The 11,602-nt window shown below is 53.7% G+C and carries 8 protein-coding genes and 1 riboswitch; of the genes, 7 read left to right on the top strand and 1 reads right to left on the bottom strand.

The features are described 5' to 3' along the window. Positions 1-93 precede the first annotated feature (93 nt). Positions 94-1,428, top strand: a complete 1,335-nt coding sequence (gene lysA, locus MKY12_RS19620; RefSeq protein ID WP_209870088.1) for a diaminopimelate decarboxylase — start codon at positions 94-96, stop codon at positions 1,426-1,428. 127 nt (positions 1,429-1,555) lie between these two features. Further along, positions 1,556-1,987: a peptidylprolyl isomerase gene (locus MKY12_RS19615; protein WP_036727386.1), complete on the top strand. Its 432-nt coding sequence runs from the start codon at positions 1,556-1,558 to the stop codon at positions 1,985-1,987. Between the two features lie 636 nt (positions 1,988-2,623). Here MKY12_RS19615 and MKY12_RS19610 read toward each other — a convergent pair. Next, a complete protein-coding gene (locus tag MKY12_RS19610; RefSeq protein WP_339249404.1) occupies positions 2,624-3,385 on the bottom strand; it encodes a TIGR02206 family membrane protein in 762 nt (253 codons plus the stop codon). Positions 3,386-3,666: 281 nt separating this feature from the next. Between MKY12_RS19610 and MKY12_RS19605 the strand changes: the two genes are divergently transcribed. From MKY12_RS19605 to MKY12_RS19585, 5 genes are all read left to right on the top strand, one after another. Further along, entirely contained in the window at positions 3,667-7,176 is a 3,510-nt protein-coding gene (locus tag MKY12_RS19605) for a collagen binding domain-containing protein (protein WP_339310415.1), read from the top strand. Between the two features lie 365 nt (positions 7,177-7,541). Continuing rightward, the gene (gene mscL, locus MKY12_RS19600; RefSeq protein ID WP_209870079.1) at positions 7,542-7,943 is read left to right on the top strand and encodes a large conductance mechanosensitive channel protein MscL; all 402 of its coding nucleotides are present in this window, start codon (positions 7,542-7,544) and stop codon (positions 7,941-7,943) included. 106 nt (positions 7,944-8,049) lie between these two features. Further along, a riboswitch (FMN riboswitch) is annotated at positions 8,050-8,223 on the top strand. A gap of 223 nt (positions 8,224-8,446) precedes the next feature. Beyond that, positions 8,447-9,553, top strand: coding sequence for a bifunctional diaminohydroxyphosphoribosylaminopyrimidine deaminase/5-amino-6-(5-phosphoribosylamino)uracil reductase RibD (gene ribD, locus MKY12_RS19595; RefSeq protein WP_209870076.1), 1,107 nt, complete (start codon positions 8,447-8,449; stop codon positions 9,551-9,553). A 26-nt stretch (positions 9,554-9,579) separates the two neighbouring features. Continuing rightward, a complete protein-coding gene (ribE, locus tag MKY12_RS19590; RefSeq protein WP_339249399.1) occupies positions 9,580-10,248 on the top strand; it encodes a riboflavin synthase in 669 nt (222 codons plus the stop codon). Between the two features lie 62 nt (positions 10,249-10,310). Then, positions 10,311-11,564, top strand: a complete 1,254-nt coding sequence (locus MKY12_RS19585) for a bifunctional 3,4-dihydroxy-2-butanone-4-phosphate synthase/GTP cyclohydrolase II (RefSeq protein ID WP_209870071.1) — start codon at positions 10,311-10,313, stop codon at positions 11,562-11,564. The last annotated feature ends 38 nt before the right edge of the window (positions 11,565-11,602 follow it).

The raw sequence follows: 11,602 nt of genomic DNA, 5'->3' as shown, positions 1-11,602 counted from the left end.
TCTGAGCATCTGTTTCAGGAACGCATCGGGGCCCCAAATCATATACTAGACAGGGTGGAACGGATGATTCCACAGAAATTGGAGGACTGCGCAATGTTTTTACACGGGACGAGCCGAATCAATGATGCAGGGCATTTGGAGATCGGCGGATGTGATGTAACTGAATTGAAGGCGGAGTATGGGACACCGCTATATATAGTGGACGAGCAATTGGTCCGCCGCCGCTGCCGCGAGTATATGGAGGCGTTCACAGCTTCCGGCCTCGGGTTCCAGGTGGCTTATGCCAGCAAGGCGTTCTCGACAATGGCGATGTGCCGGCTTGCGGATGAGGAAGGTCTGTCGCTGGATGTGGTCTCCGATGGAGAGCTGTATACTGCGCTGCAAGCCGGTTTCCCGGCGGAACGCATTCATTTCCACGGCAATAATAAGACACCGGATGAGATTGAGATGGCGATCGATGCAGGGATTGGCTGCTTTGTCGCCGATAATCTGGTGGAGCTCCGTCTGCTTCAGTCCATTGCCGCCCGCAGAGAAGTGACTGTTAATATTCTGCTGCGCGTTACGCCTGGAGTGGAGGCCCATGCCCATCATGCCTACGCATCGACAGGACAGACCGACTCCAAATTCGGCTTCGATATCGGCAACGGCTCGGCCCGTGAAGCGGTCAGCCTGGCTGACAGCCTGGCTAATCTGAACCTGCTCGGCGTGCATTCGCATATCGGGTCGCAGATTTTTGAGACCGAGGGCTTCCAGCTTGCCGTTGAACGTATTGCCGAGTTCACCCGTACCGTCAAGGAAGAGCTGGGAATCTCCTTCCCTGTAGTCAACCTGGGTGGAGGCTTTGGAATCCGTTATGTGGACGGCGACACGCCGCTGCAGGTGTCCGAATATGTCGCTGCCATCACAGATGCAGTGAAGACCCACTTCGCCGGCATTAACGATTCGCTGCCGCAGATCTGGGTAGAGCCGGGCCGCAGTATCGTAGGGGATGCCGGAACGACTCTGTACACGGTTGGAACCAGCAAGGAAATTCCGGGAGTGCGCAAATATGTAGCTGTTGACGGCGGCATGACCGATAATCCGCGTCCGGCTCTGTATGAATCCAAGTACGAAGCGCTGCTGGCAAGCCGTGCGACTGAGCCTAACGTGGAGAAGGTATCCATCGCCGGCAAATGCTGCGAGAGCGGCGATATGCTGATCTGGGACGTTGAGCTGCCTAAGGTGGAGAGCGGTGATTTGCTGGCTGTGGCCTGCACAGGTGCCTACAATTACTCCATGGCCAGCAACTACAACCGTATCCGCCGTCCGGCGGTGGTGTTCGTGCAGAACGGGCAGAGCGATCTGGTTGTACGCCGCGAATCCCATCAGGACATTGTTGCCAATGATATTGTGCCTGCACGGATTGCCAAACAAGCCGTTACGAAATAAGAAGACTATAGGGTTGTGCTATAGCGGCAGGCGGGAAGACATCCCGCTTGCTTTGCTTTGTGCTCCGTTTCATAGTAAACTAATAAACGTGTTCTACATTTGTCATTTCGAAAGGGGTCATTTACATATGGCTAAGCAAGCGAAAATTACACTCGAAAACGGCGGCGTTGTGCTGATCGACTTGTTCGATCAGGATGCGCCTAATACAGTAGCAAACTTTGAGAAGCTGGCAAAAGACGGCTTCTACAACGGATTGTTGTTCCACCGCGTGATTCCAGGCTTCGTAGCACAAGGCGGCTGCCCGAACGGAACAGGCACCGGCGGTCCTGGCTACACCATCAACTGCGAGATCAACCCGAACAAGCACGAGCGCGGCTCCCTGGCTATGGCCCATGCCGGCAAGAACACAGGCGGAAGCCAGTTCTATATCGCTTACGCTCCACAGCCGCACCTTGACGGAGTACACACAGTATTCGGTAAAGTGGTTGAAGGCATGGATCTGGTTGACGCTTTCAAAGGCCGCGACAAGATGACGACCGTTGAAATTGTAGAAGCTTAATACTAGCATTCTGTAGACGCTATAGGGGGAGGTTCTTCTCTTCCACAGGCATCGCCGAAGCACCCGGCTGGGTAATCCAGCCGGGTGCTTTTTGCCGTACGGAGAATTGTATGAATATTAGTTGGATTTCTTCCACTTGCTCAGGAGCTGAGGAAGGCTTGTCAGGAAACAGTTGGAAAAAAAGCACTTAAAATGCTGCAAATCGAACAGAGTGGAGTGAATACACAAAATTAAATGACGTTTATCCAATTAATTTCCTCGAAAGCTCCAAATCATCCGAAACAAGATACGTTATTCCAACTAATATGCCCCTGAATCCGCAGAAAGTGGGCGCGAGGCAGGAATGAGGAGCACAAGTGCCCCTGAATCCGCAGAAAGTGGGCGCGAGGCAGGAATGAGGAGCACAAGTGCCCCTGAATTCGCAGAAAGTGGGCGCGAGGCAGGAATGAGGAGCACAAGTGCCCCTGAATCCGCCGAAAGTCGGCACGAGGCAGGAATGAGGAGCACAAGTGCCCCTGAATCCGCCGAAAGTCGGCACGAGGCAGGAATGAGGAGCACAAGTGCCCCTGAATCCGCCGAAAGTCGGCGCGAGGCGGGAATGAGGAGCACAAGTGCCCCTGAATTCATCCCCTCCGTTTACCGGCCAAGTTTCCGGCTGGCTGCGGCACGGCGGGCGGTGTACAGCTCCGGCAGCTTGAAGAAAATCAGGAACATCAGGAGGAAGATGACGAAGGCGAAGGCTTCTTCAACCAGCAGATAGTAAGGATAAGGGCCGAAATAGTCCAGTACCGAGAACGTGCTGGGCTTGTGCATCAGGAACATATAGTTGGAGTCCAGCAGCACATTGGCGGCGTACACGCATGCTGCGACAAGATTCAGGCAGAGCATGGTGAAGAACAGCGAGCGCCAGGTGGGCTTATATCCTTCGACCCAGGTCATGTACAGAGATGCAAGTATGATCGACCCGTGGGCGATGAAGAACAGCAGGAAGCGGAAATGCGGAAACGGATAGACCAGATTAGGGGTAAGCAGGGCAATGAATGCACCGCCGATTCCGGCAAAATATAGAAAGCTGAACAGCAGTCTGCTGCGCGTGAGCAGCAACACGACCGACAGGAGCAGGGTAATTCCGCATAGTTCCAGCGGCAGGGAGGAGCTTCGGCTCCAGCTGTCATGGGACAGATACCAGACATGCAGGCCTCCCTCAGAAGCAGCCAGCAGCAGGATCAGCAGCAGGCGTACGCCTAATCGCAGGCCGGACCGGCTGCGGAGGGCGAAGCGGGCCCCAAAGAGCGCCAGGCAGCATAGAGCAATAATAGCCAGGGCAACGAGATGGGAGACGGAGAGCATGACGAAATCACTGTCACGGGCACGGTCCCAGAATAAAGTACGGTTCACTTGAAATCTCTCCTTGAGTCCTGAAGTAAGAGTTGCATAATAATTTCTTTAATTTTAACCATTTCTGATTCTAAAGTTCTACTCTTAGGTGATATAAGTATATATCGTCTGTAGTGGGCAGAAAAGTCAGGTTTACTAGTTTATTTACATAAGATGGACTCTTAGCCCGTATACATAACGAAGCTTCAGGTGGAGTGTGTCCTTACCGGTGCGTTCAGCAGCCATCTTTTTAGCAGGTATGCTTCAAATCATTCAATCGAAAGAACGGGGGCTTATGGGAAATGGTGAAAAAAAGAACAAGCCTGGCAGTAGTCCTGGTCATGTTATTTGTGCAATTGGTCTCAGGGCTGGGCTTCACCCGGCAGGCGACAGCGGCGGCCATTGAACAGGACCGGGACATTATTACGAGCGTATCCATGGCGGTATATGGTCCGGATGGACAGACGGTGACAGGCAGTGTGTATGATGTGGATTCCACCGTGAGGCTGGACTATACCTGGTCGCTTCCTAACGGTCACGGCTATAGCCAGGGAGACACTTTTGCTTTCCAGCTTCCCGAGCAGTTCCAGCTCTTCAATGACATTCAGGGCGGACTGGAATCGGACGATGGGACGGTAGGCACATTCACAGTCAGCCAGGCTACCCATCAGGTAGTGATGACGTTCAATGATTACATCGAGAGTCATGCCAATGTGCAGGGGACCTTACGTATTAATACCCAATTTGATAAAAAAGTGATCAGCGGCAGCACCGTCCAGCAGATTCTGTTCCCGGTGAACGGCGGAGTCCAAACGGTTACGGTATCGTTCAAGCCCACTGTAGGCTCGACGATTACCAAGAAGGGAATCTCCAGCGGCTTCAACGCGGATCATATTGACTGGACCGTCGATGTGAACAAAAGACTGGAGCCGGTAAGCGGCGCTGCTGTGACCGACCCGATTCCTGCCGGGCTGGCACTGGACAGCACGGTTACACTTGCCGTCTACCAGCTGAATGTTCAGCTTGACGGCACAGTTACGCAAGGCCAGCTGGTAGACAGCAGCAAATATACTGCCGGTGTCTCCGGCGGGACGCTGAAGCTTCAGTTCACGGACCCTGTGATTACAGGGGCATACCGTATCGCTTATACCACGCAGGTAGTGAGTGATAACTTGTCCAGCTTCACCAACCAGGCAACCTTCACAGGGGACGGCCGTGATCCGGTAAGCGCATCGGATACAGTAGTCATTGAACGGGGCGGCAGCCTTAACAAAAAAGTCGTCCGTTATGACTGGGGCACTCAGACCATTAACTGGGCTATCGAATACAACTACAATAACCGGACGATCTCCCCGGAGAACGCGGTGTTGACGGATGTGTTCAACAGCTCCCAGGTGCTCCTGGAGAACTCGGTGCGGATCTATCCGGTTACGCTGAATGCAGCCGGAGAAGCTGCTAAGGGCACGGCTCTGAATGCAGGCAGTGATTACACAGTAACACCAGTTAGCGGCGAATCCGGCAACGGATTCAGACTGGAGTTCAAGAATACGGTGAAATCGGCTTACCTGATCGAATATACGACCAAAACCGCAGACCGTGTGTTTGGCGATACGAAGATTACCAACACTGTCTCTGACAGTACCTATAGCAGCAACGCTACTCAACTGATCCGGCCTATTATTATCTATAAGAATCTGTCCGGGGTGGATTACCACAAACACACGACAGACTGGAAAATCACGTTCAACGGTGACAATTATCCAATGAACGAAGTAGTGGTTACCGACAGCTTCCCGCAGGGAGGACAGAAGTACATCTCAGGTTCACTGGTGGTCCGTACTCTTTCCGGCACAGTGATCCCTCCATCGGCTTATACCCTGATTGTGAATTCACCGGCACAGCCTAATAAAGGCTTCCAGGTGAAGTTCAACGCACCGGTTACAGGTACTTATACTATTAGTTATCAGACGGAATTCAGCAATGACTGGCTTACCGGCAATACGAATGATTTCATCAACGTGGCCCGGATTGACTGGAAGGACAGCCAGAACAAGCCACAGTGGACTGAAGCCAGCGGGAAGTTCATTCCTAATTCCGAGGTGAAGAACAACGGGTTCAAGTCAGGAACGTATGACGCTTCTGCCAAAGAGCTGACCTGGACCGTAGGCGTTAATTACAACAGCAAATCCATTGCCGATCCTGTAGTAACGGATATACTGGGTGATGGTCAGTCCCTTGTACCTGGCTCACTTAAGGTATACAAGATGAATATTGCCAAGGATGGAACGCATAGTCCTGGCGCTGAGGTGGACGGTACTGAGTTCAGCTATAGCGTGGGAAGCCTCAATGAGCTGAGAATTGATTTTGACAAAGCCATTAATTCGCCTTATTATATCGTGTTCAAGACCAGTCTGGCCGGACAGCTAATTGGAACCAAGGTAGCCAATACAGCGAACCTGCTGGATGGCACGAAGAAGGTATCGAAGGATCTGAAGGCTACGGTAGATATCCCGCACGGGGATGAATATGTGTTCAAGGACGGCGCGCAGAACGGAGATAAGCTGAACTGGACCATTGCGATCAACCGCACCCAGTCCCATGTAAAAGATGCCGTGATTACCGATGTGCCAAGCACGAATCAGATCCTGCTGCCGGACAGCTTCCAGCTCTACCGTACGGTTACGGCCGTGAACGGAGAGGTCACGAAGAGCGGCCCTCCGCTGGTGAAGGATACCGATTACAGCTTGACGATCAGCGCAGATGCACAGGGCAGACAATCCTTCGTCTTAAGCTTCCCTGGTGACATCCATTCCGCTTATGTGCTGGAATATCAGTCGCTGATCGTTGCGAACACTGGCGATAAGCTGGTTAACTCTGTGAGCTTCAGCGGCAATAACGTCAAGCTTATCACCAAGGAGACGACCAAGGAGATTATCGTAGGAGTGTCCAGCGGTTCAGGAACAGGCAGCGGCGTCAGAGGGACGCTTAATGTCTTCAAGCTGGAAGCAGGCAATGTTGCAAAACCGCTGGCCGGAGCTACCTATGAGCTATACCGTCTGAACGGAAGTGACCGGGTGCTGGTGAATACCCGCACCACTGATGCAGCAGGCATCGCGGCGTTCAACAATCTGTGGCTGGGCAGTTATGTCCTGATTGAAACAATAGCACCGCAGGGCTATGTGCTTGATTCCACCGAGCATCCGGTGACAATCGGCTCATCGGCCGTGCTGAATCTTACCTTGTATAATAAGCTGGCGGAGCAGCCAACGCCGACGGTGACACCCACGCCGACGGTGACACCCACGCCGACTGTGACTCCTGTGCCGACTGAGACACCTGTAGAGACTACAGTTCCGACTACAGTTCCATCGCCGGTGCCTACAGATTCTACGGGGCCAGAGGCTACACCTGTTCCGACATCACCTACTGGAGGTCCGGTATTTACTCCGGTTCCCACACCTGCCGGTACATTCGAACCGGGAGTCATTATCGATGATCCGCAGATTCCTGCAGGACCAGGCTTGCCGGGAACTCCGCAGCCCTCGGCTCCGGCAGCAACTGTGACTCCGGGACCGGTAGCACCTGAAGTGGTGACGCCAATCGACGATAATATCCCGCTGGGCAATCCGGAAGTAGATGTTGAAGACGATCCGGTTCCGCAAGGGACGGTCTCGGGTACAAACGACGGCAGCGGCAGACTGCCGCAGACCGGCGAGAGCAGCCCGCTGCCGATCTACCTGACGGGTGCAGGCCTGATTCTGGGCGGCTTCATCCTCAGCCGGGTATTCCGCAGAACACGCAAGCAGGACTAGGCAGAATTAGAGCAGCAGGATAGGGTTCCTAAAGCTTAACATGTAAAAAAGGAGCGATTCTCCGTTATTGGAGACTCGCTCCTTTGCGTTTTTTAGAAAATTAGGTACTTCGCATCCCGCTTAAACAGTGGAGCGGACGGACCGATTGTGTAAAAGCGATAGCGGTCGCCTTGGTCTCCGGATTTTCACCGCTCAGGGGAATAAAAAAAATCTGGAGACCACAGCGATTGGAACAACGGTCCGTTTGCGGAGCGTCCATCCAAGTGCACACGTTAATCCTACTCCACTTATACATTTTTCAACTTGCAGGTTGCTATAAATGCTATAATAATTTCAAATTCAAAGTTTCGGAGGGATGGTTCGTCATGTGGAAGGAATTCAAAAGCTTCGCCATGAAAGGGAATGTACTTGATCTGGCGGTGGCCGTAATCATTGGAGCGGCATTCGGCAAAATTGTTACCTCGCTGGTGGGAGACATCATTATGCCGCTTATCGGTCTGATCAGCGGAGGGATTGATCTGAAGGAACTTAGCTTTGGCATTGGTGAAGCGGAAGTGAAGTACGGCCTGTTCCTCCAGACCGTAGTCGATTTCTTCATTATTTCCTTCTCCATCTTCATGGTGGTGAAGCTGAGCAGCCGGTTCAGACGTAAGGAGACCGTCAAGGTTGAGGTTGTGGAGACACCTGCCCCGACACCGGATGTGGTCCTGCTGACGGAAATCCGCGATCTGCTGAGAGCGGACAAGCAGCGTGAGACGGGTGTATAAGGGAATTAAGTTACATAAATATAGTAAATTTCCGAAGCACACTTGCATTTCCCGCAGTGAAGTGATAATTTTGTTGTAGGCGTAACTTGGTATTGAACTGAATAGATCAATCCTTCAGGGCAGGGTGTGATTCCCTACCGGCGGTGATGTTGACGGATCTGGCTGAATATAGCTGGTTCCGGTGCTTAGTCCGCTACCCGCTTCGTATGATATAGATACGGACGGTGGACCCGGTGTAATTCCGGGACCGACAGTATAGTCTGGATGGAAGAAGGAGAGATTCACGCGCCGCGCTTGCAACAGGCGGCCGAGCAGCAGTGTTTTCGGAACTTATGTGCGAACTTTCACAATGCCGGAGGTCCGGCGTTTATTTACGCATATTTTCTTTGCTGCGATCACCTCTCGTATATCCCGTCTTGAACTCCTCCTGGAGATTGAGACGGGTTTTTCTGTTTATAGTTTGGTACACATAAAGACTACAGCCTTGGGATAGGAGGCAAGACATGGATAAGATGAACGATGAGTTTTACATGTCCCTTGCGCTGGATATGGCGGAGCGGGCACAGGGCCAGACGGGAATTAATCCTGTGGTCGGCTGCGTAGTTGTGAAGGACGGCGCCATGATCGGGATTGGAACCCATCTGCAGCGCGGAACCGGACACGCCGAGGTGCATGCGCTCAATATGGCAGCCGGTAAAGCGCAAGGGAGTACAGCCTATGTTACGTTGGAGCCTTGCAGTCATTACGGCATTACGCCTCCTTGCAGCCAGCGTCTGATCGATGAAGGCGTGGCCAGGGTGGTTGTCGCCTGTGAGGATCCCAACCCTCAGGTGGCAGGCCGGGGAATTGCGATGCTGCGCGAGCAAGGGATTGATGTTGAAGTAGGTCTGCTGCGGGGCCGGGCGCTGCGGCTGAACGAGAAGTTCATCAAGTATATTTTGACGAAGCAGCCGTTCGTAACCTTGAAGAGCGCCAGCACACTGGACGGCAAAATCGCCACACGGACCGGAGACAGCAAGTGGATCTCGAATGCAGAGGCACGGGAGATCGTACATACCCTGCGTCATCGCCATCAGGGGATTATGGTCGGGGTGAATACGGTTATTGCCGATAACCCTTCGCTGACGACAAGACTGAATGTACCCGGACGGAATCCGGTGCGGATTATCATTGACTCCTCGCTGCGCCTTCCGCTGGACAGCGCTGTGGTCAAGGACGGACTCGCGCCTACGGTGGTTGTGACGACAGAGGCAGCCGATCCTGACCGCAGAGCAGCGCTGCTGGCTGCAGGGTTAGAGGTGATTGCTGCGGGCAGCGGTCCGCGTGTGGATCTGCAGGCGGCTATGGCTGCGCTCGGTGCAATGGAGATTGGGTCCATTCTGCTGGAAGGCGGCGGAACGCTGAATGGGGCGATGCTTGCAGAGGGACTGGTTGACCGGGTGGTCCTCTTCTTCGCTCCGAAGATTGTCGGCGGCGGCGCGCAAGCAGCGGGTACCTTCGACTTCGGGGGTGTGGAGCTGATGCGTGATGCCATCCAGCTTGAAGGATTGGAAGTGGAAGTGCTCGGGGATAATGTGTGTATCAGCGGCACCCCGGTTCCTCAGCAGTAACCGAATATTCAGGAAGGAGGGATGGTATGTTTACCGGCTTAATTGAAGAGGTGGGAGTTCTGCGCAGCGTCACCAGCGGCGGGGAGATGATGGTGCTGAATATCGGCGCCTCGCTTATCATGGGAGATCTCAAGATCGGCGACAGTGTGGCGGTCAATGGAGTCTGTCTCACGGCAACCTCACTCGGCGACCATCATTTCACCGTTGACGTCATGCCCGAGACGTACCGCAACAGTACACTCAAGGAGCTGCGCACCGGGTCCAAAATGAATCTGGAACGTGCCATGGCTGCAGGCGGACGCTTCGGAGGGCATATTGTCCAGGGGCATGTGGATGGAACCGCTGAGATCCGCAGCGTCAGGCGCGATCAGAATGCAGTGGTGTTCGAGATTGTCCCGGACCGCAAATCCCTGTTCAAATTCATCATTCCCAAAGGCTCCATTACGATAGACGGCATCAGCCTTACGGTTGTGCGGACGGAAGCCGCAACCTTCACCGTGTCGATCATCCCGCACACGCTGGGAGAGACGGTGCTGGCCCACAAGCGGGCGGGAGACCGGGTGAATATCGAATGTGATGTGCTCGGTAAATACGTGGACCATCTGCTCCATTACGGTTCGCGTGCGGGCAATGAAGATGATGGGGGAAGCTCGAAGATCAGCCATGATTTTTTGGCGGCCAACGGGTTCGTATAATCTATAGATCAGGCATACGGCAAGCCGTCAGGCAAGCGTATAGCCATTAGGAGGACGGTAATATGAGCCAGCAAGCTGATAAGGACAGTGTTCTAGACCCGATTGAAGATGCGATCTACGACTTAATGCGCGGTAAGGTCGTTATCGTTGTAGATGATGAAGACCGTGAGAATGAAGGAGACTTCGTCGCTCTGGCGGAACGGGCTACCCCGGAAGTGATTAACTTCATGATTACTGAAGGACGCGGCCTGGTTTGCGTACCGATTACGGCAGAGCGTGCAGAGGAGCTGGACCTGCATCCGATGGTGTCCCAGAATACCGATAATCATGGTACGGCGTTCACGGTATCTATTGACTACGCGGATACGACGACCGGCATCTCGGCCGGTGAACGCTCCCAGACGATTAAGGCCATGCTGGACCCGAAGGCGAAGCCGGCCGACTTCCGCAGACCGGGGCATATGTTCCCGCTGATCGCCAAAAAAGGCGGTGTCCTGCGGCGTTCCGGGCACACGGAGGCTGCTGTTGATCTGGCCCGCATGTGCGGGGCTTATCCGGCAGGTGTCATCTGTGAAGTGGTGAAGGTGGACGGTACGATGGCCCGCCTGCCTGACCTGATTGAGATCGCTAAGAAGCATGACCTTAAGCTGATCAGCATCAAGGACCTCATTCACTACCGTAACGAGAAGGAGCATCTGGTTACCCGTGAGGTAGCAGTGAATCTGCCGACGGATTTCGGTGATTTCCAGACCATTGCCTATACGAATGAGGTGGACGACAAGGAGCATGTTGCCCTGGTTAAAGGCGATATCTCCGGGGATGAGCCGGTACTCGTACGTGTGCATTCCGAGTGCCTGACCGGCGATGTGTTCCATTCGCACCGCTGCGACTGCGGTCCGCAGTTCGAAGCGGCGCTGCGCCAGATTGAAGAAGCCGGCAGAGGTGTACTCCTCTATATGCGCCAGGAGGGCCGGGGCATTGGCCTGATCAACAAGCTGCGCGCCTACAAGCTGCAGGAAGAAGGGCTGGATACCGTGGATGCCAACCTGAAGCTGGGCTTCGCGGCGGATCTGCGGGATTATGGCATCGGAGCACAGATTCTTAAGGATCTTGGCATCCGCCAGATCCGGCTGCTGACCAACAACCCGCGCAAGATCAAGGGGCTGGAAGGCTATGGCCTTGAGGTGGTGGAGCGCGTAGCGATCCAGATGCCGGAGAACAAGGACAATACCAATTATCTTCATACGAAGCAGGCGAAGCTTGGGCATCTGCTGAATTTTGACAAGATCGAACAGAATGAGAATACCAAAATTTAATCATAGATTACCTATCCTATACACGAAGGGTTGATGAG

It is taken from the genome of Paenibacillus sp. FSL M7-0896 (assembly GCF_037975415.1).
GTDB classification, from domain to species: domain Bacteria; phylum Bacillota; class Bacilli; order Paenibacillales; family Paenibacillaceae; genus Paenibacillus_AQ; species Paenibacillus_AQ silagei.
Note: the sequence above shows the minus strand (reverse complement) of the source record. Positions and strands in the feature narration are given on the sequence as shown.

Coding starts and splice junctions, on each gene's coding strand:
- lysA (WP_209870088.1), top strand. CDS start 94: ATGTTTTTACACGGGACGAGCCGAATCAATGATGCAGGGCATTTGGAG.
- MKY12_RS19615 (WP_036727386.1), top strand. CDS start 1,556: ATGGCTAAGCAAGCGAAAATTACACTCGAAAACGGCGGCGTTGTGCTG.
- MKY12_RS19605 (WP_339310415.1), top strand. CDS start 3,667: ATGGTGAAAAAAAGAACAAGCCTGGCAGTAGTCCTGGTCATGTTATTT.
- mscL (WP_209870079.1), top strand. CDS start 7,542: ATGTGGAAGGAATTCAAAAGCTTCGCCATGAAAGGGAATGTACTTGAT.
- ribD (WP_209870076.1), top strand. CDS start 8,447: ATGGATAAGATGAACGATGAGTTTTACATGTCCCTTGCGCTGGATATG.
- ribE (WP_339249399.1), top strand. CDS start 9,580: ATGTTTACCGGCTTAATTGAAGAGGTGGGAGTTCTGCGCAGCGTCACC.
- MKY12_RS19585 (WP_209870071.1), top strand. CDS start 10,311: ATGAGCCAGCAAGCTGATAAGGACAGTGTTCTAGACCCGATTGAAGAT.